Source organism: Streptosporangium sp. H13245 (assembly GCF_055690525.1).
On the sequence record NZ_JBSZKT010000001.1, the window covers coordinates 138188 to 157034 of the forward strand.

At 71.7% G+C, this 18847-nt stretch carries 17 protein-coding genes; 7 read left to right on the top strand and 10 right to left on the bottom strand.

Translation table 11 applies throughout. The annotated features are described in order from the left end of the window. The first annotated feature begins 191 nt into the window (after nucleotides 1-191). On the top strand, nucleotides 192-1586 hold the full coding sequence (locus ACW9TB_RS00680; RefSeq protein WP_472745924.1) for a sensor histidine kinase: 1395 nt from the start codon (nucleotides 192-194) through the stop codon (nucleotides 1584-1586). Here ACW9TB_RS00680 and ACW9TB_RS00685 read toward each other — a convergent pair. Continuing rightward, complete coding sequence (locus ACW9TB_RS00685; RefSeq protein ID WP_472745925.1) at nucleotides 1567-1887, bottom strand: hypothetical protein; 321 nt, start codon at nucleotides 1885-1887, stop codon at nucleotides 1567-1569. The two genes, ACW9TB_RS00680 and ACW9TB_RS00685, sit on opposite strands and share 20 nt — an antisense overlap. A gap of 61 nt (nucleotides 1888-1948) precedes the next feature. On the opposite strand from ACW9TB_RS00685, the gene ACW9TB_RS00690 reads away from it, so the two are divergent. Further along, nucleotides 1949-3898 carry a sensor histidine kinase gene (locus ACW9TB_RS00690; protein ID WP_472746516.1) on the top strand — a complete coding sequence of 650 codons (1950 nt, stop codon included), beginning with the start codon at nucleotides 1949-1951 and terminating at the stop codon, nucleotides 3896-3898. Continuing rightward, nucleotides 3895-4536, top strand: a complete 642-nt coding sequence (locus ACW9TB_RS00695) for a response regulator transcription factor (protein ID WP_472745926.1) — start codon at nucleotides 3895-3897, stop codon at nucleotides 4534-4536. Before ACW9TB_RS00690 ends, ACW9TB_RS00695 begins: the two co-directional genes overlap by 4 nt. A gap of 49 nt (nucleotides 4537-4585) precedes the next feature. Here the strand turns inward: ACW9TB_RS00695 and ACW9TB_RS00700 are convergent, their stop codons facing one another. The 6 genes from ACW9TB_RS00700 to ACW9TB_RS00725 form a co-directional block, all read right to left on the bottom strand. Then, a complete protein-coding gene (locus ACW9TB_RS00700; RefSeq protein ID WP_472745927.1) occupies nucleotides 4586-5227 on the bottom strand; it encodes a bifunctional DNA primase/polymerase in 642 nt (213 codons plus the stop codon). A gap of 192 nt (nucleotides 5228-5419) precedes the next feature. Continuing rightward, a complete protein-coding gene (gene hemB, locus ACW9TB_RS00705; protein ID WP_472745928.1) occupies nucleotides 5420-6406 on the bottom strand; it encodes a porphobilinogen synthase in 987 nt (328 codons plus the stop codon). Between the two features lie 284 nt (nucleotides 6407-6690). Beyond that, the gene (locus tag ACW9TB_RS00710) at nucleotides 6691-8271 is read right to left on the bottom strand and encodes a bifunctional uroporphyrinogen-III C-methyltransferase/uroporphyrinogen-III synthase (protein WP_472745929.1); all 1581 of its coding nucleotides are present in this window, start codon (nucleotides 8269-8271) and stop codon (nucleotides 6691-6693) included. Then, the gene (hemC, locus tag ACW9TB_RS00715; RefSeq protein WP_472745930.1) at nucleotides 8268-9188 is read right to left on the bottom strand and encodes a hydroxymethylbilane synthase; all 921 of its coding nucleotides are present in this window, start codon (nucleotides 9186-9188) and stop codon (nucleotides 8268-8270) included. The genes ACW9TB_RS00710 and hemC overlap by 4 nt, the downstream gene beginning before the upstream one ends. Beyond that, nucleotides 9185-10525 carry a glutamyl-tRNA reductase gene (locus tag ACW9TB_RS00720; protein ID WP_472745931.1) on the bottom strand — a complete coding sequence of 447 codons (1341 nt, stop codon included), beginning with the start codon at nucleotides 10523-10525 and terminating at the stop codon, nucleotides 9185-9187. Before ACW9TB_RS00720 ends, hemC begins: the two co-directional genes overlap by 4 nt. Before the next feature lie 241 nt (nucleotides 10526-10766). Next, the gene (locus ACW9TB_RS00725; protein WP_329089022.1) at nucleotides 10767-11474 is read right to left on the bottom strand and encodes a redox-sensing transcriptional repressor Rex; all 708 of its coding nucleotides are present in this window, start codon (nucleotides 11472-11474) and stop codon (nucleotides 10767-10769) included. 270 nt (nucleotides 11475-11744) lie between these two features. Here ACW9TB_RS00725 and ACW9TB_RS00730 point away from each other — a divergent pair, with 270 nt between their 5' ends. Further along, a complete protein-coding gene (locus ACW9TB_RS00730; RefSeq protein WP_344891144.1) occupies nucleotides 11745-11993 on the top strand; it encodes a glutaredoxin family protein in 249 nt (82 codons plus the stop codon). 224 nt (nucleotides 11994-12217) lie between these two features. Here ACW9TB_RS00730 and ACW9TB_RS00735 read toward each other — a convergent pair whose 3' ends face one another. Continuing rightward, complete coding sequence (locus ACW9TB_RS00735) at nucleotides 12218-13915, bottom strand: putative quinol monooxygenase (RefSeq protein ID WP_472745932.1); 1698 nt, start codon at nucleotides 13913-13915, stop codon at nucleotides 12218-12220. Nucleotides 13916-14336: 421 nt separating this feature from the next. Here ACW9TB_RS00735 and ACW9TB_RS00740 point away from each other — a divergent pair, with 421 nt between their 5' ends. From ACW9TB_RS00740 to ACW9TB_RS00750, 3 genes are all read left to right on the top strand, one after another. Then, a complete protein-coding gene (locus ACW9TB_RS00740) occupies nucleotides 14337-14981 on the top strand; it encodes a sigma-70 family RNA polymerase sigma factor (RefSeq protein WP_472745933.1) in 645 nt (214 codons plus the stop codon). A 184-nt stretch (nucleotides 14982-15165) separates the two neighbouring features. Beyond that, nucleotides 15166-15792: a DUF5667 domain-containing protein gene (locus ACW9TB_RS00745; protein ID WP_472745934.1), complete on the top strand. Its 627-nt coding sequence runs from the start codon at nucleotides 15166-15168 to the stop codon at nucleotides 15790-15792. A gap of 257 nt (nucleotides 15793-16049) precedes the next feature. Beyond that, nucleotides 16050-16949: an HAD family hydrolase gene (locus ACW9TB_RS00750; RefSeq protein ID WP_472745935.1), complete on the top strand. Its 900-nt coding sequence runs from the start codon at nucleotides 16050-16052 to the stop codon at nucleotides 16947-16949. A 14-nt stretch (nucleotides 16950-16963) separates the two neighbouring features. Here the strand turns inward: ACW9TB_RS00750 and ACW9TB_RS00755 are convergent, their stop codons facing one another. Together ACW9TB_RS00755 and ACW9TB_RS00760 are read right to left on the bottom strand one after the other, a co-directional pair. After that, entirely contained in the window at nucleotides 16964-17830 is an 867-nt protein-coding gene (locus tag ACW9TB_RS00755; RefSeq protein WP_472745936.1) for a lysophospholipid acyltransferase family protein, read from the bottom strand. Next, entirely contained in the window at nucleotides 17827-18840 is a 1014-nt protein-coding gene (locus tag ACW9TB_RS00760) for an NAD-dependent epimerase/dehydratase family protein (RefSeq protein ID WP_472745937.1), read from the bottom strand. Before ACW9TB_RS00760 ends, ACW9TB_RS00755 begins: the two co-directional genes overlap by 4 nt. Between the last annotated feature and the right edge of the window lie 7 nt (nucleotides 18841-18847).

The following is an 18847-nucleotide window of genomic DNA, read 5'->3' on the forward strand; positions in this document are numbered from 1 at the left end:
GTCACCGGAGAACGGACCTCTGCCGGGAATGATCACCTTTGGGAGGACGATCACGGCCGGACCTCCTCACGGGCTCACGGGGCGACGGCCATACCTCCACGGGCACACCCGGCCGTGTCCGGACCGATGTCCTCGCAAAACGGGACACCAGCCCCGGGACAGCGGGACATCCCGTGGGAGATCCTTCGAGCATGGCAGTGACGACACCCCCTGCCGGGCGGCCGGAGTCCCGGCCGCCCGGCGTCCACGCCGTGGTCAACGGCGCCCTGGTCTACGGCTCCCTGGCGGTGGTCGCCGGTGGTGTCTACTCCGGCCTGACCTGGCTGACCGGCACGCTGGGCGGCGGACAGGACCCGGTGGCCGGGCTCGTCGCGGCACTCGCCGTGGGCGCGGTCTTCCACCCGTCGCGGCTGCGCCTGCAGCGGATGGTGGACCGGCTGCTGCGGGTCGAGCGCGATCCCTACCGGGTGGCCGACCGGCTGAGCCGTACCCTCCAGGAGGCCGTCGACCCCGCCGAGGGGCTGGCCACCGCAGCGGTGCTGGTCCGCCAGGCCCTCCGCGCCGACGGCGTGGCCGTCGAGGTCCACGGCGGGACCGTACGGGACGGCGAGCTGGGGGAACGGCCGGTCGAGACCCCGCTGGTCTGGCACGGAGAACCCGTCGGACGGCTGCTCAGCAGCGGTCCCGGCACCTCACCGGACCTGCTGAACGTGCTGGCCAGGCACCTGGCCGAGCTGGCGCACGCCGTACGGCTCACCGCCGACCTGCGACGCTCCAGGGAGCACATCCTCACCAGCCGGGAGGAGGAACGGCGCAGGCTCCGCCGCGACCTGCACGACGGGCTGGGACCGACGCTGGCCAGCCTGGCGATGACCGTGGACGAGGCCAGGCTCCGGCTGGAGCGCGACCCCGAGGCCGTGGAGGAACTGCTGGTCCGGGTACGCGACCAGATGGGCACCGCGATCATCGACGTCAGGGACCTGGTGTACGGCCTGCGCCCGCCCGCGCTGAACGACCTCGGCCTGGCAGGCTCGCTGCGCTCGCTGGCCAACGCGCCGGGACCGAGGGTGGACGTCGCGCTGGCCGGTTCGCTGGGCGACGTACCCCCGGCGGTGGAGGTGGCGGCCTACCGGATCGCCCAGGAGGCGCTCACCAACGTCCGCCGCCACGCCCAGGCCACCACCGCCCTGGTACGGGTCGAGGTGGTCCGGGCCGGGAGGGAACGTGCCAAACCGGTGGACCCCGGAGGCGGGTCCGAAGACGCGCCGGGCACTGCACCGGGCAGCGCACTGGATACCGCACCGGGCAGCGCGCTGGACACTGTGCCGGGCAGCGCGCCGGGCGACGGTGAGCCTCACCGCGGCTCCGTGGAGGCGGAGGCCGATCCCGCGGTCGGCGGGGACGAGCTGCGGCTCTCCGTCGCCGACGACGGGATCGGCCTGCCGGAACGGGTCCGCGGCGGCGTCGGCCTGGTCTCCATGCGCGAGCGGGCCGCGGAGGCGGGTGGCTCGTGCACGATCGGGCCACGTCCCGGCGGCGGCACGGAGGTCGTCGCCCGGCTCCCCCTCAAAACGGAGACGGCATGACCTCCCCCGCGCACACGGACACCGCGATCCCATCGGCGGACAGAGACGACATGACATCGCCCGCGCACGCGACGATCCCATCGGCGGACGGAACCCGCATGACCTCCCCTTCGCACGCGACGATCCCGCCGATGGACAGAGACGGCATGACCTTCCCCACGAACACCGCGATCCCGCCGGTGGACAAAACCGGCATGACCTTCCCTACGAACACGGACACCGCGATCCCGCCGGTGGACAGAACCGGCATAACCTCGCCCGTGCGCGAAACCGCCGCAGTCTCACCCGTACGTACGGACACGCGGGCACACACGCGCCCGCACGTGGACACCACCGAGGGCGGCGGGAGAGATCGGCGGAGGGTGGCGTTGGCCGTCCTCGTCTGGACCGGTGCGGTGCTGGGACCCGTGTTCAACATCCTGGCGGTCCGGCTGGCCGAGCTGAGCGCCTCGACCTGGACCGAACCCTTCATCACCCTGGACCCGACCGTCATCCTGTTCCCGGCCGCGGGCGCGTTCCTCATCACGCGCCGACCCGGGTTGGTCGTCCCCTGGCTGCTGTGGACCAGCGGGATCGTCGGCGGTCTCTACTACCTGATCTACAGCGGCGCCCACTGGTCCTACCTCACCGACCCCGGAGGGATCACCCCCTACCTCGCGTGGCTGGCGATGTGGCTGTGGTTGTGGCACGCTCCCGTGCTCATCTCGCTGCTGCCGCTGCTGTTCCCCGACGGCCGGTTGCCCTCCCGGCGCTGGCGGCCGGTGCTGTACGCCAACCTGGCCCTCATGGTCGGGCACTCGCTGTTCCTGGGACTGGCCCCCGATCCCGAGTTCGAGAGCCAGCTCCCGGTCCCGAACCCCTTCGGCGTCGAGGCGCTGCGCGAGATCTCACCGGCCGTGGAGTCGTACATCGGCGGCCCGATGATGGTGCTCACCGCGCTCGGCCTGCTGTCGCTGGCCTTCCGCTACCGGGCGGGCGACACCGAGCTACGGCGCCAGATCGCCTGGTACGTCGGCGCGCTGACGGTGTACCTGGCCTTCTGGATCGTCAAGGCGGCGACCGGCTCCTGGCTGCTGATGGCCCTGGAGACCGTCTTCATGGCCGGGCTGCCCCTGTCGATCATCGCGGCGGTGCTGCGCTACCGCCTCTACGGCATCGACGTCGTGCTCAACCGCGCGCTGGTCTACGGCTCCCTCGTCGCGGTCACCGGAGGGGTCTACTTCGGGCTGATCTGGGTGGCCGGTGCCCTCGCCAGCGACCTGGGCCAGGGCGCCAGGATGGTCGCGGCGCTGGCCGTGGGCGGGATCTTCCACCCGTTGCGGCTCCGCCTGCGGAGGATGGTGGACCGGGTCTTCGCCGTCGAGCGCGACCCCTACCGGGTCGTCGGCCTGCTGGGCCGTACCGGACAGGGGGCGCGGGATCCGGCGGCGGCCCTCGACGAGGCCGTGGCCGCGATCCGCGAGGCGCTGGGAGCCACCGGGGTCGGCGTCGAGGTCCGCACCGGCCGGGCCGGGGCGGCGCGTGTGTTCACGTACGGGGAGCTGCGGCCCGGAGCGCGGGAGGTGCCGCTGTTCTGGCACGCGGAGTGGGTCGGGACCCTGCTGGTGTCGGGGGTCCGGCCGGGCCGCGAGCCGATGGAGGTGCTCGCCAGGCACCTCGCCGAGCTGGCGCACGCCGTACGGCTCACCGCCGACCTGCACCGTTCCCGGGAGCGCATCCGGTCCACCCGCGACGAGGAGCGCCGCCGGCTGGGCAGGGAGCTGCACGACGGGCTCGGCCCGGCGCTGACCAGCGTCACGTTCACCCTCGACGAGGCCCGCAGACGCCTCGACACCGACCCTCGGGCCGTGGAGGGACTGCTGGTCCGGGTCCGCGAGGAGATGATCGCCACGATCGCGTCGGTCCGCGAGCTGGTGTACGGCCTGCGTCCGCCCGCGCTGGACGACCTGGGCCTGGAGGGCGCGCTGCGGGCCGCCGCCGGGGAGAGCGCGGTGACGGCGGACGGCCCGCTGGACGACCTGCCCGCCGCCGTCGAGGTCGCCGCCTACCGCATCGCCCAGGAGGCGCTCACCAACGCCAGGCGGCATGCCGGTGCGGACACCGTCCTCATCCGGCTGCGCCGCCTGCCGGGCGAGCTGCGCGTGGAGGTCGCCGACGACGGGATCGGCCTGCCGGAGCACCCGGTCGCGGGTGTCGGGCTGACCTCGATGCGCGAGCGGGCCGCCGAGGTGGGAGGCTCGTGCGTGATCGGCCGCGGGCCCGGCGGCGGTACGGAGGTGACCGCCAGGTTGCCGGTGGAGGAGGCCAAGTGATCACCGTGCTGATCGTGGACGACCACCCGGTCTTCCGGCAGGGCCTGCGCGGCCTGCTCGCGGCCATGGACATCGAGGTCGTCGGGGAGGCGTCCAACGGCGTGGAGGCCGTGGCGATGGCCGCCGAGCTCCAGCCCGACGTGGTCGTGATGGACCTGCAGATGCCCGGCGGCAACGGCGTCGAGTCGACCAGGACGATCATCAGGACCAGCCCGCGGATCGGGGTGCTGGTGCTGACCATGTTCCGCGACGACGACTCGGTGTTCGCCGCCGTGCGCGCCGGGGCACGCGGCTACCTGCTCAAGGAGGCCGGAGCCGAGGAGATCGGCCGCGCCGTGCGCGCCGTCGCCGCGGGCGAGGCCATCTACGGCCCCGAGATCGCCCGCCGCGTCCTGGCCTACTTCACCGGCATGCCCGATCCGGCGAGGACCGCCTTCCCCGAGCTCACCGGGCGGGAGCGGGAGGTGCTCGAACTGGTCGCCAGGGGCAGGGGCAACGGCGAGATCGCCGGGATCCTCTCCCTGTCCGGCAAGACCGTGCGCAACCACGTCTCCAACATCTTCATGAAGCTCCAGGTGGCCGACCGCGCCCAGGCGATCGTCCGCGCCCGCGAGGCCGGTCTGGGCGGCTCCCCCTGACCTGCCGACGACTCCGGAGAACCCTCGAAGCGGCCCGGAGAACGCGGCTTCACTCGCAGGTGTCGGCGAGCCAGTCGAGGACGCGGAGAGGGTCGGGCAGCGGGCGTCCGTCGGGCGGGCGCAGCCACGAGCCGGACCCGCCGGTCGGCAGGAGCGAGGGCGGGGCGAGGACGTAGCTGTCGCGGCAGTGCCAGCGCAGGCCGGGCATCTCCTCGATGGTGGACGGGCCGAAGTCGAGGGCGCAGGTCCACCACTCGTCCTCGTCGTCGGAGGCGTTCCTGGTGGCCACATAGAACAGGGCCCGGTCGCCGTTGACGGCGACCGGGCCCGAGGTGGCTCCGGCGGAGTCCATGTTCGCGAGGGTGGTGCGCCCCGCGGCGAGCGGTACGTCGAAGACGTCGAACACCCGCCCCGTGGGGAGGACCACGTTCGCCTCCGGCTCGTACCGCCACCAGTTGGTGAGCAGGGTCGGGTCGGTGGTGGCCTGCATCTGCCAGGCCCGCGAGAGCGGATGCGCCCCCGGGTCGGGACAACCGACCCGATCGCAGGAGCAGGAGCGCGAACCACCCTTCAGCGGCCTCGCGCCGGGACAGCTCGCCCAGCCCAGGGCCGCGTACTCCAGCACAGAGTTGATCATCTGCTTCGGATGGCCATGCCGTCTACTTCGACGAACCATCGGTACCCCGACCATTGTGTCCTCCGTCGTCAGCGCATCCCGCGTGCCACCCGGATGCGATCGACCTGTCCACACTCTGGTCCGTGGGAACGTCAAATACCCAGGGTTTACGCCACCTGGGACACATCCGCACCGGTTATCGCACTCTAACGCACACGCTTCTCCATCAAGCGACGAACCTCCAGTTCTCGGCACGTGCCGCCGGTCTCACCTCAGTTTCGCGGCCACCTCGGTGGCCCAGTAGGTGAGGATCATGTCGGCCCCCGCCCTGCGGATCGCGACCAGCGACTCCATGACCACCCGGTCCCGGTCGATCCAGCCGTTCGCCGCCGCGGCCTCGACCATGGCGTACTCACCGCTGACCTGGTAGGCCGCCACCGGCACGTCCACGGCGTCGCGCACCTGGCGCAGGATGTCGAGGTAGGCCAGCGCGGGCTTGACCATGACGGCGTCGGCGCCCTCCTCAAGGTCGAGCCTGACCTCGCGCAACGCCTCGCCGACCGGGCCCGCCGGGTCCTGCTGGTAGGCGTTGCGGTCGCCGAACCGCGGAGCGCACTCGGCCGCCTCGCGGAACGGGCCGTACAGCCCCGAGGCGTACTTGGCCGAGTACGCCAGGATCGGGACCTGCTCGAAGCCGTCGCCGTCCAGTGCCGCCCTGATCGCCGCGACCTGGCCGTCCATCATGCCGCTGGGCGCGATGACCTGCGCCCCGGCCCGCGCCTGGGCCACCGCGACGGCCGCGTAGCGCTCCAGGGTGGCGTCGTTGTCGACCTCGCCGGACGCGGTCAGGACGCCGCAGTGACCGTGGTCGGTGAACTCGTCCAGGCAGGTGTCGGCCATCACGACCATCGTGTCGCCGACGTCGGCGACCAGGTCGGCCACGGCCAGCTGGACGATTCCCTCGGGATCGTCGCCCGCCGACCCCCGGCCGTCCTTCACCTCGGGGATGCCGAACAGGATCAGCCCGCCGACCCCGGCCTCGGCGGCCTCGTGGGCGGCCTTGCGCAGCGAGTCGCGGGTGTGCTGGAACACCCCGGGCATCGAGCCGATCGGGTTCGGCTCGCCGATGCCCTCCTTCACGAACATCGGCAGCACGAGCTCCGCCGGGTGCAGCCGGGTCCCGGCCACCATCCGGCGCATCGGTGCCGTACGACGGAGCCTGCGCGGACGCGCGACAGGGAACTGGGCCATCATAGGTGTCTCCCCCTCCCCCCGGCCGGTGGGGAACCGCGGGCCGGAGGAACTCGGTTGTGTGTTCCTGACTCGCCGCTCGGCGCGACGTGGTGCCGACCGGCGCGACACGGCGCTGATCGTGATGCCGACCGTGCCGCGACGCCGGTACGGTTTCACAGCACTCGTCCGGGACCGTCAAGCCGGGCCAACACCGTCCAGCCTGTCCGGGACCGTCAGGCTCAGCCAAGACCGTCAAGCGCGGCCCGCCCGCCCGTCGTGCGCGGGCGGCGCGGCCACTTCCAAGGTTACTTCGCGCGGCGCCGGGCTCCCCGCCGGGTCTGCGAGGGCCTGCGGGGGGTGTCCCCCGCCACGACCGCGGCCTGCCTCTGCTTGGCACCATACTCCGCCAGCGCCGCCGCGAGGGCGGAAGCCGAGGGTTTGTCGGCCATGACGTCGACGCGGAGCCCGAACTCCTCGGCGGTCTTCGCGGTCTGCGGGCCGATCACGGCGATCACCGTGACGTTGTGCGGCTTGCCCGCGATGCCCACGAGGTTGCGGACGGTGCTCGACGAGGTGAACAGCACCGCGTCGAACCCGCCGCCCTTGATGGCCTCGCGGGTCGGGGCGGGCGGCGGCGCGGCACGGACGGTCCGGTAGGCGGTCACGTCGTCGCACTCCCAGCCGAGCTCGGTCAGCCCGGCCACGAGCGTCTCGGTCGCGATGTCGGCGCGCGGCAGCAGCACCCGGTTGATCGGGTCGAGCATCGAGTCGTACGGAGGCCACTCGGCCAGCAGGCCCTCCGACGACTGCTCGCCGGACGGCATCAGGTCGGGCTTGACTCCGAACCGCACCAGCGCCCGCGCGGTGCTGTCGCCCACGGCCGCGACCTTGAGCCCGGCGAACGCGCGGGCGTCCAGGCCGTACTCCTCGAACTTCTCGCGGACGGCCTTGACCGCGTTCGCGCTGGTGAAGGCGACCCACTCGTAGCGTCCGGTGACCAGGCCCTTGATCGCGCGGTCCATCTGCTGCGGGGTGCGCGGCGGCTCGACGGAGATCGTGGGGACCTCCTCGGGCACCGCGCCGTACGAGTGCAGCTGCTCGACCAGGCTGGCCGACTGCTCCTTGGTCCTGGGCACGAGCACCCGCCAGCCGAACAGCGGCTTGGTCTCGAACCACGACAGCCGGTCGCGCATGCCGACGGCCTCGCCGACCACGATCAGCGCGGGCTCGGCCATCCCCGCGTGCTTGAGATCGGGCGCGAGCCGGCCCAGCGTGGTCACCACGGTGTGCTGCTCGGTCGTGGTGCCCGCGCTGCTGACCGCCACGGGCGTCGAGTCGGGACGGCCCGCCGCGATCAGCGCCTTGCCGATCGGGACGGCCTCGGCGACGCCGTTGTAGATCACCAGCGTGCCCGCCCCGGTGGCGTACGCGGACCAGTCGTCGATCTGGGTCGCGTCCACGACCCGGAACTCGGGGACCGAGACCGCGGCGGGGATCCCCGCGTAGGTGAGCACCGCCGTCGCCGGCGGCACGCCGGGCACGATCTCGAAGTCCACATCCGCCTTGGCGCAGGCCGCGACCTCCTCGGTGATCGAGGAGAAGAACATCGGGTCGCCGGCGCACAGCCGCACGACGCCGCTGCCGCCCTTGGCGGCCTTGACGACCTTCAGTGAGACGGCGCCGTCCTCGGCCGCGTCGACGATCTCGACGTCCTCGCGGCAGTGGCGCAACAGCGGGCCGTACGCCTCCCGGTCGAGGATGACGACGTTCGCCCTGGAGAGCAGGTCGGCGCCGCGCAGCGTGAGCAGGCCCTCGTCACCGGGACCGGCGCCGACGAAGGCGACGAACCCGGACGGGCGCTCGAAGGTGGTACTTCCGGAGCTCAATGTGCTCGCTCCCCTATCAACGTGCCGGCCCCTTCCGCGATCATCTCGGCCGCGAGGTCGCGGCCGAGATCCATGGGCGCGGAAGAGCTTCCGGCGGTGGACTTGCGCACCGCGCGCCTGCCGTCGACGGCGACGACGGCGGCGGTAAGGATCAGATCGTGCCCGTTCTCGACCGAGTACGCGCCCACCGGGGCGGCGCACCCCGCCTCCAGGGCGTTGAGCACCGCGCGCTCGGCGGTGACCGCGGCGCGGGTGCCCGCGTCGTCGAGCACGCCCAGCAGCTCGACCAGGTCGGCCCGGTCGGAACGGCACTCCACGGCCAGCGCCCCCTGTCCGGGGGCGGGCAGCATCTCCTCGACCTCGAAGATCTGGGAGATCTCGGCGTCGCGGCCCAGCCGGCCGAGCCCGGCGGCGGCGAGCACGACGCCCTGAAGCTCGCCGGAGGTCACCTTGCCGATGCGTGTGTCGGCGTTGCCGCGGATGGGCACGTACTCAAGATCAGGACGGATCGTCCGGAGCTGGGCGATCCGGCGCGGGGAACCCGTGCCGATCGTCGCGCCGGGCGGCAGGTCGGCCAGCTTGGCGACGCTCACCAGGGCGTCCCTGGGGTCGTCGCGCGGCGGGATCGCCGCGATGACCACGCGCGGGTCGGGCGTGGTGGGCAGGTCCTTCAGCGAGTGCACCGCGAAGTCGATCGCGCCCTCGATCAGCTTGTCGCGCAGCGCGCTGACGAAGACCCCGGTGCCGCCGAGCTGCGTGAGGTCGGCCTTGGTCACGTCGCCGAAGGTGGTGACGCCGACCAGCTCGACGGCCGTGCCGGTCAGCTCGGTGAGGCGAGCGGCGACCAGGCCCGACTGCGTCGTCGCCATGACGCTCCGCCTCGTCCCCAGCCGGAGCGGAGGGGAAACGCTGCTCACAGGCCTGCCTCCTTCTTGCTCGGCTCGGTGTTCTTACCCGGCTCTGCGTCGATCGTCTCGATACGCCGCACCGCTTCTGGCACCTTCGGGTCAAGATTGAACAGCTCGCGCAGCGCTTCCGCGTAATGATCGCCCGCCGGAGACTCCGCCAGCTGCTTGACGCGCACGGTGGGCTCGTGGAGCAGCTTGTCGACCACGCGCCTGACGGTCTGGGTGACCTCGTCCCTGACGCGCCCCTCAAGATCGGGGACTCGCGCGACGAGCCGCCCGAGCTCCGCCTCGACCACCTCGGCCGCCTTGCTCCGCAGCGCCACCACGGTCGGCGTGACGCGCGCGGCGCGCTCGGCCGACAGGTAGGCGGTGACCTCCTCTGCGACGATGGCGCGCACCGCGGTGACCGCCTCGGCACGGCCCCCGTCGTCGGTGCCGGCGTCGGCCTCGCTCTTCTGCATGGACTCCAGGTCGACCAGCGTCACACCGGGCAGCCGCCGTACGGCGGGGTCGATGTCGTGCGGCAGGGCCAGGTCCAGCAGGAACGTCTCGTGGGGGGTCACCATGTCGGCCGTGATGATCACGTCGGTGGCGCCGGTGCAGGAGATGACCAGGTCGGCCTCCGCCAGCTCGGCCGTCAGGTCGCCGAACGCGGCGGCCCTGCCGCCGACCGTCTGCGCCAGCCGTACCGCGCGGTCGTGGGTCCGGTTGACCACCACGATGTCTGTGACTCCCGCCCGCTGCAGGGTCGCGGCCGACAGGGCGCTCATCGAGCCCGCGCCGACCACCAGGGCCCGCTTCCCCTGGAGGGGGCCGAGGGCGCGCTCGGCGAGGGTGAGCCCCACGCCGACGAGGGAGGCGCCCGCCCGGTCGATGCCGGTCTCGGTGTGGGAGCGCTTGCCCACCCGCAGTGACTGCTGGACGAGCTCGTTGAGCGTCGGGCCGAGCGTGCCCTCCTCCTGGGCGAGCCTGAGCGCCGCACGCACCTGGCCGAGGATCTGTCCCTCTCCCACGACCATCGAGTCGAGGCCGGAGCCGACCGAGAACAGGTGCTCGACGGCGCGGTCCTCGTAGTGCACGTAGAGGTGGGAGGCGAGCTGCTCCATGGGGACACCGGAGTGGGTGCCGAGCAGCCGGGACAGCGAGGTCACCGCGGCGTGGAACCGGTCGACCTCGGCGTAGACCTCGACCCTGTTGCACGTCGAGACGACCATCGCCTCGGCGACGTGGACGTCCTGCTGGACGTCCTGGAGCAGCTTCACCAGCGAGTCGCCGGAGACGGAGACCCGTTCCAGCAGGGCCACCGGTGCCGTCCGGTGGCTCAGGCCGACGACGAGAACGCTCATCGGCCCTCCCCCGCCTTCCGGCCGCTCCGGGAGGCTCCGGAGTCGCGAGGGGGGAGGTGGCCGGACGGAGTAGCGGCGCTCGCCGCACTGCTGATCACCGTGCTCATACTCGCCGTGCCCGCGCTCGCCGTCTCCGTATTCGTCCTCATACGTGCCATGGTCTTGGTGATCGTCATGCTCGTCGCGGTCGTCCGGGAAAGCCGGGAGATGCCGTGCCCGCCGACTCGTGCGCCGTGTCTCTTCACAGGTCCACCGCCTCGGGCCACTCCTCGGCCATCGCGGGCCCCCCAGTCATCCGATCCGCCTTGCGTTGCTCGTGGAACGCCAAAATCTGGAGTTCGATCGATAGGTCGACTTTACGGATATCAACGCCTTCCGGCACTGAAAGGACGACAGGGGCGAAGTTCAGGATGCTGGTGACTCCCACGGCGACGACCCGGTCGGCCACCTGCTGGGCCGCCACGGCCGGTGTCGCGAGCACCACGATCGACACTCCCCGCCGCCTTATCACGGCTTCCAGCTCGTCGATGTGCTCCACATTCAATCCCGCTATGTGGTCGCCCACCACCTCGGGGTCCGCGTCGAGCAGCGCCGCGACCCTGAACCCCCGGGAGACGAACCCCCCGTAGTTGGCGAGCGCACGCCCGAGGTTACCGACTCCGACGATGGCGACGGCCCAGTCCTGGGTGAGGCCCAGCTCACGGGAGATCTGGTAGATGAGGTACTCGACGTCGTAGCCGACCCCGCGGGTGCCGTACGACCCGAGGTGGGAGAGATCCTTGCGGAGCTTGGCCGAGTTGACGCCCGCCGCGACGGCGAGGTCCTCCGAGCTCACGGTCGCCAGGCCACGCTCGGCCATGCCGTTCAGCGCTCGCAGATAGAGCGGCAGCCGGGCGACGGTCGCCTCGGGAATGCCGCGTTCGCGGGCTTGGGACAGACGGCGGATCACGTGCCGGAGCTCCAGGGGGACAGGCGACCGGCGCGGCCCGGACGCGACGGATGACGAGGTGAAACCACTGTCATTCAGGTTAGTCCTTTTGTGAACCGATGCACAAAGTGAGTGTTCACAATCTTGGCCGCGACCCCCTCCGGTCCGCCGTCCGCCCCCTCACCAGGCCCTGGACCTGCGTGTTCGTCGGGCTTTCCGTCTCCCGGGCCGGATCTTCCCCCCGCACCGCGAGGACCGGCGCGGCGCCGCGACTCGGCTACCGTGGCGGTCATGTCACCGCGAGACCATCGCATCACCCTGCTCGGCAAACCCGGCTGCCACCTGTGCGACGACGCGCGGGCGGTGATCGAACGGGTCGCCACGGAACTCGGCGTCCCGTGGGAGGAACGCGACATCACGGCCTCCGAGGAGGACCAGGCCCGCTACTGGGAGATGATCCCGGTCACCCTCGTCGACGGGGTGCAGCACGACTTCTGGCGTGTCGACGAGAACCGCCTCCGCGCCGCCCTCGGCGCCTGAGAGAGCCTGAGAGCGCGGACGCGCGTCCCGTACGGCGTTCCCGGCGGATCCCTCCACGACGCTCACGACACGGCCGTGGCGGGCGGGCCGTCAGCGTGGGGCGTGATCTCGACCCGGCGGGCCTTCACCGTGGGGATGTGATCACCCCGGTCGCGGGCGGCCGGGTCGCCGCCGAGGGGTCGTGATCGCGCGGGCGGCCGCTCGCCGGGCCGCCCGCGCCGCGCTCACGACCTGAAGGCCGTCGGGAGCGGCATCACCTTCGCGGCGTTCACGGTGAGCTCGATCACGTTGGTGGCGAGCACCATCACCTGGCGTTCGGTGACGAAGCGCTGCGTGTGGGGCTGGCGCTGGTGGTCGGTGTAGGCGACCTCGTCACGGTAGAGCTCGTAGACGATGCGCTGGAGGGGCGCCGACTTCACCGAGTGGCAGGTGTAGACGAGCGTGTCCGGCTCGGAGCGGCGCACCGCCTCGACGGTTTCGTCGGCGAGCCGGTCGAACCTCTCGCCGGTGCCGTCGAGCAGGGTGAAGACGGTCAGCAGGCCGAAGATGCTCGGCGAGGGACGGTTCGAGCCACCCTGCGGGTCACCGGCGCCGCCCGGCATTCCCGGCCCGCCCGGATACATGGCACCGGTCGAGGGGGCGGCACCGAACGCCTGGTCGTAGCCGGGGGAGACTCCCCGGTCGTAGCCGGGGGAGACTCCCCGGTCGTAGCCCCGGGAGCCTCCGCGCCCCTGCTCGGAGCCCGGGGAGGGCGCGCCGCCGAAGGCCTGGTCGGCGGGCATGGGCTGGAGACTGCCCGGCCTGCCGGGACCGGCCGCGCCCGGCATGCCGAACTCACCGGTGCCGGGTCCCGCGGACCTGCCGAACTCCCCGGCGCCTCCCTGCCTGCCGAACTCCCCGGCGCCTCCCTGCCTGCCGAACTCCCCCGTGCCGCCGGGCCTGCCGAACTCGCCGGTCCCCGGGCCGGGCGGCCTGCCGGACCCCGCGGCGCCGTGCCTGCCGAACTCGTGGGCCGGGATGTTGTACTCGCCGGTGGCGGGACCCGCCACGCCCGGCATGCCCGGCATGCCGAACTGGCCGGTGACCGGCGGCGGCTGCTGCTGCCTGCCGGGATCACCGCCGCGCCTGCCGGGGTCACCGCCGGGCGGCTGGTCGGCGGGCATTCCGTACTCACCCGCCATGAACATCCCCGTGGCGGGGCCACCGAACCGGTCGTCGCCTGGGGAGGGTTGCTGCCGCATGCGCGCAGCGTAGTCGACGTCCTGCTCGCCCGCCCGGTACTCGGCCACAAGGTCACCGAGACCGGAACGGCGGGGCGACTCCTCGGCCAGGGCACGGGCCGGGGGGCCGTCCGGGGTCACCCGGCGCCCGGCGACCTGCACGTCACGGGGCTGGTACTCGGGGCGGCGGGGCTGCGGGGGGCGGTCCTCCCACTCGTCGTCCGCGTCGTCCCCGTCCTCGTCGTCCTCGTAGGGCGCGAGCGGGCGGAGCATGACGTACCAGACCGCGGCGGCGGTGACGAAGAGCAGGAGCGCGGTGAACATCCCGGGCACCGCGAAGCTGACGGCTCCGACGAGGGCGAGGCCGGTGGGGCCGAGCACCAGCAGCGCGTGCATGTTGTCGGCGTCGTAGTCGTCACCGCCGCGCCAGCGGACGACCGCGAGCAGCAGCCCGCCCAGCAGCACGAGCGCGACGATCACGTGAACGGCGAGGAGCAGGGAGGTCGGGAACAGGCCCCAGTGACGGCCGCCCAGCGGGAGGACCTTGGTGAAGTCCTTCTCCGCCAGGACCGGGTCGACCGCGAGGATCACCGCGGCGATGACGGTGAGGGCGATCCCCAGAAGCCAGGAGGAGAACCTGGCCACACCCTTGCGGGCCAGCAACTGAATGACCCCGACGGCCAGCCACAGGGGCGCCAGCATGGATCCAGTCAGTTGATAAATACGGAATGTGCCTGCCCCAAACCCGATCAAGTAACCGGTGGCGATTACTCCGAGTGAGACGGAGAGAGACGCCGTCGTGATGCTCCAGGCGATCAGCCAGCCCTTGGGCTCACTGCGGAGGCGACTGACGAGAGCACCGGTGGCGATGGCTGCGAGCAATGCACCGGCGAAGGCGATGACAGCGACGAGGACTTCCATGGTGTCTCCAATGCTGCCGGACATTACCCCCCAACCGGTAGCCGAACCCTCGGTTGGCTCCCGGAGCCGGTCTGAAACAACCGACCCCACACCGTATCCGGCGATTACCCCCAGTCACGACGCTTCAAAGTGGATTGTGGAATTACCCGTTGATTTCTAGAGTGATCGAGCACGCCGTACCCCCTCCCCTCAGGGATACCGGATGCCTGAAACGTGGCCGCTCGCCGGGCACCTCCCCACGACAGTCGGGGTAGCCCAGCCCGTCCGCAGTAGTGACCTCACCGTGCGTGAGGATGCCTCCGAAGAACTCCGGAGGCTCGTTTTGCGTGCCAAAACCGGAGACTCGGATGCTTTTGGCACGCTCTATGATCGTTACCTCACCCTGGTGTACCGCTACGTGTATTTCCGGGTCGGCTCACACCCGCTGGCCGAGGATCTCACGAGCGAGACCTTTCTCCGCGCGCTCCGCCGGATCACGGACTTCACGTGGCAAGGGCGTGATTTCGGGGCCTGGCTCGTGACCATCGCGAGGAACCTGATCACCGATCACTTCAAGTCCGGCAGGTACCGCCTTGAGGTCACGACGGCCGAGGTGATCGACACACCGCTCGACGGCCCGCACATCCCGGAGAACGCCGTCGTCACCGCGATGATCAGCGATCGGGTGCTCACCGCCGTCCGCGACCTCGGCCCCGAGCAGCAGGAGTGCGTGGTGCTGCGCTTCCTGCACGGCATGTCGCTGGCGGAGACCGCGCTCATCATGGGCAAGAAGAGCGGCGCCATCAAGGCGCTCCAGTTCCGCGCGATCCGCGCCCTGGCCCGCGCGCTGCCCCCGGACCTCAGCTGACCTCGGCCGCCGCGCCCGGAACGATGTTCCCCATGCCGATGCGGCGCAGCGCGTAACCTGCCGTGCCGAGTCGTCGTTAGGCAAGTGACACCGATGGATCATGAGCTGGGGGCGGCAGGGAGCGTTCATGGGGAAGTGGCTGCCCGGATTCTCACGGAGGTCGCAGGCGCGCATCCAAAACCGCGTGTCACGACTCGGAGCCCGCATGGCGGCCGGTCCCCGGCCCGAGTTCAACGCCAGGCTCCGCGAGCAGCTCGCCCAGTCCCGTCCCGGAGACGACGTTCCCGAACGGCGCCCGGCGGGTCCCCGCCACTCCCGGTCCCGGCGGAGGTTCCGCGCGGGGCTGTTCCCGAGGTTGTTCAGCGTCGCCCTGGTGGCCACGATGGTGGTGTCCGGGATGTGGACCTACCGGTCGATGCCCGGTGACACCTTCTACCCGCTCAAGCGGGCCGCGGAGAGGACGCTGTTCCACCTGAGCAGCGACGACGCCGAACGGGCCGACCGCTCCTTCGGCTACGCCGAGACCCGCGCCCGCGAGGTCGAGGAGCTCCTGGGCTCCGCCGAGGGCGAGGGCGCGCGCGAGGACGTGATCGGGGAGACCCTCCAGGCCATGGAGGACACCACGCGCTCCGCGGTGACCTCCCTCAGGCAGATACGGCGCCGCGACTCCGCGCGCGCCAAGGAGCTCAAGCGCTTCGTCCAGAAACAGCGCACCCAGATCGCCGGGATGATCCCCAAGATGGGCGCCGAGAACCAGCGCAAGGCCCACGTGTACCTCAACTACATCGAGGGCCTGGCCCCACCCGGGTAGCCCAACCGGCCTCCCTCTCCCGAAGCACCGCGGACCGCCACGGACCGCGACCGGGCGGCCGTCCGCCCAGGACGTCCCCGGTCACGACGCCGGGCCCGGAAGCGCCGCGACGCCGGAACCCGGAGCCCCGGCCCCGCCGGGGCCCGCACGACGCCGTACGACGGGCCGCACGACGGTCATACGACGCCAAGACGTCACATCCGGCTAACACGGACGCTACCGATCTCACCCCTCCGTCACGGTTAAGCTGAGGTGTTATGAGGCGGCTACTACGACGGCGGGACGAAGCGGGGACGGCCGGGCGGGCGACGGTCGGGGAGGTCGCGGCCGGCGAGGTCGCCGCCGCGGCCGCCGTGGCGATGCCGATGGCCGAGCCCGACCCGGTGTCCGCCGCCTTCTTCGACGTCGACAACACCATGATGCGCGGCGCCTCCATCTACCACTTCGCCCGCGGCCTCGCCTCCCGGGGCCTGTTCACCAGCAGGGATCTGTTCAGGTTCGCGCTCGGCCAGATGGTCTTCCGGATCCGCGGCGACGAGAACCCCGCCCACATCGAGGAGGCGAGGGAGACCGCGCTGGCGTTCGTGGCGGGCAGCAAGGTCGAGGAGATCGTCCGGCTCGGTGAGGAGATCTACGACGAGGTGATGGCCGACCGCATCTGGGCGGGCACCCGCGCCATCGCGCAGGCGCACCTCGACGCGGGCCAGCGGGTCTGGCTGGTCACCGCGACCCCGGTGGAGCTGGCCCGCGTGATCGCCCAGCGTCTCGGCCTGACCGGCGCGCTCGGCACCGTCGCGGAGACCGAGAACGGCGTCTACACCGGCCGCCTGGTCGGCGACCTGCTTCACGGCCCCGCCAAGGCGGAGGCCGTCAGGGCCCTGGCCCGCAGGGAGGGTCTCGACCTGTCCCGCTGCTCCGCCTACAGCGACTCGGCCAACGACCTGCCCCTGCTCTCCCTCGTCGGCCACGCCACCGCGATCAACCCCGACGCCGAGTTGCGCGACTTCGCCCGGCAGAACAGCTGGGACATCAAGGACTTCCGTACGGGACGCAAGGCGACCATGATCGGGCTGCCCATCGCGGCGGGCGCGGGAGCCGTCGTGGGCGGCATCGCCGCCGCCGTCGCCCTGCGCCGCCACTACCGCTCCGGCCGCTGAGACCTCCCCGCGTCTCAGAAAAAGGGCGGGAAGGCGTGGCCGCGCCGGAGCCTGAGCTCGTCGAGCTGCTGCTGGACGACCTCCCTGACCTGGTCGGTGAGGTTGAAGACCAGCATGGGGTCGTCGGCGTCCGCGGGGTCGAGCTCGTCGGTGCGGATCGGCTCACCGAAGCCGATCATCCACTTGGACGGGAGCGGGACCAGCCCGAGCGGCCCGAACCAGGGAAACAACGGCGTGACCGGCAGGTAGGGGAGCCCGAGCGCCCTGGCCAGGAAGCGCAGGTCACCGATCTTGGGGTAGATCTCCTCGGCGCCCACGATGGCGCAGGGAACGATCGGCACGCCCGCGCGGATCGCGGAGGCGACGAAGCCGCCCCGGCCGAAGCGCTGCAGCCGGTAGCGGTCGGAGAACGGCTTGCCGACCCCCTTGAACCCCTCGGGGAAGACGCCGACGATCTCGCCCTTGCGGAGCAGCCGGTCGGCGTCCTCGCGGCAGGCGAGGGTGTGGCCGGTCTTGCGGGACAGGTGGCCGAGCACCGGGAGCCGGTAGACCAGGTCGGCCCCCAGGAGGCGGAGCGCGCGGCGCTCGGGGTGGTCGTCGTACAGGGCCACCTGGAGCATGAGCCCGTCGAGCGGGAGGGTGCCCGAGTGGTTGGCCACGATCAGGGCCCCGGAGTCGCCGGGCACGTTGCGCATGCCGACGGTCTCGGTACGGAACCAGTGGTGGTACAGCGGGCGGATCAGCTCCAGCAGCACCCTGTCGGTGAGCTCCGGGTCGAAGCCGAACTCGTCGACCTCGTACTCCCCGGCCAGGCGGCGGCGCAGGAAGGCGAGCGCCTCGGCCAGCCGGTGATCGTCGCCCTCGTCGCCGTCCGCGCTCACCCCGTCACCGGCCGGGACACCATGTCCACCGGGGTGGCGGGAAGGTCACGCGCGCGGACGAAGTCCTCGAAGGCCGCGGCGGTGGAGAACTTCGGCCTCCAGCCGAGAGCCGTGGACAGCGCGGTGGTGTCGACCACGCGTCCGTGGCACATCAGCCGGAGCTGCTCGGGGGAGAAGTCGACCAGTCCCGCGCCCCGGGCGAGCTCACCCATGAAGCGGAAGAGCGGAGAGGGAACGGGCATCGGGAGCAGGTCGGCCCTGCGCGCGCACTGCGACAGCAGCAGCACGCCGTCTCCGGCCACGTTGAACGTGCCCGGGTGGTCTTCCATCGCCATCCGCCGCAGCACCTCGACCGCGTCGTCCTCGTGGACGAACTGCAGCCTCGGGTCGAACCCGAACACGGTCGGCAGGACGGGCTGGGTGAAGTAACGCGTCAGCGGTGAGTCGACGCCGGGTCCCATGAAGTTGGCGAACCTGAGCGTCGACACCGCGACATCGCGCCGCCGCCTGGCGAAGCCCCGGACGTAGCCCTCCACCTCGGAGGCGTCCTTGGCGTAGCCACGGCTCGGAGGCTCTCCCGGCTCGGCGTCCTCGGTGAAGACCGCGGGGTCGTGCGGGGAGGAGCCGTAGACGGCGGTGGTCGAGCGCACGACGACACGGCGAACCGTCGCGGACCGCTGACAGGCACCGAGCAACTGCATGGTGCCGATGACGTTGTGCTCCTTCATGAGTGCCCGGCCACCGCTCCTGGGAGGAGCGCTCACCAGACTCATGTGAACGACGGTGTCGATGTCGGCGGCCGCGATCACCTGGGCGATGTCGGGGCTGCGCAGGTCCACGCGGACGAATTCCGTCCGGCCGAGAGGTACGCCGCCATCACGTGAGAGCGAGGGCGGCGGCACCGTATCCACTCCGATGACCCGGTCGATGTCCGGGTCATCCGCGAGAACGCTCGCCACTCGGGCGCCGATGTGGCGCGAGACCCCGGTGACAAGCACGGTGTGGGTCATCGGCGCC

What these genes read in the sequence shown, in the direction of transcription:
- ACW9TB_RS00730 (WP_344891144.1), top strand. Translation starts at nt 11,745, where the DNA reads ATGTCACCGCGAGACCATCGCATCACCCTGCTCGGCAAACCCGGCTGC.
- ACW9TB_RS00700 (WP_472745927.1), bottom strand. Translation starts at nt 5,227, where the DNA reads ATGGTCGGGGTACCGATGGTTCGTCGAAGTAGACGGCATGGCCATCCG.
- ACW9TB_RS00750 (WP_472745935.1), top strand. Translation starts at nt 16,050, where the DNA reads ATGAGGCGGCTACTACGACGGCGGGACGAAGCGGGGACGGCCGGGCGG.
- ACW9TB_RS00740 (WP_472745933.1), top strand. Translation starts at nt 14,337, where the DNA reads ATGCCTGAAACGTGGCCGCTCGCCGGGCACCTCCCCACGACAGTCGGG.
- ACW9TB_RS00720 (WP_472745931.1), bottom strand. Translation starts at nt 10,525, where the DNA reads ATGAGCGTTCTCGTCGTCGGCCTGAGCCACCGGACGGCACCGGTGGCC.
- ACW9TB_RS00760 (WP_472745937.1), bottom strand. Translation starts at nt 18,840, where the DNA reads ATGACCCACACCGTGCTTGTCACCGGGGTCTCGCGCCACATCGGCGCC.
- ACW9TB_RS00680 (WP_472745924.1), top strand. Translation starts at nt 192, where the DNA reads ATGGCAGTGACGACACCCCCTGCCGGGCGGCCGGAGTCCCGGCCGCCC.
- hemB (WP_472745928.1), bottom strand. Translation starts at nt 6,406, where the DNA reads ATGATGGCCCAGTTCCCTGTCGCGCGTCCGCGCAGGCTCCGTCGTACG.
- ACW9TB_RS00735 (WP_472745932.1), bottom strand. Translation starts at nt 13,915, where the DNA reads ATGCTGGCGCCCCTGTGGCTGGCCGTCGGGGTCATTCAGTTGCTGGCC.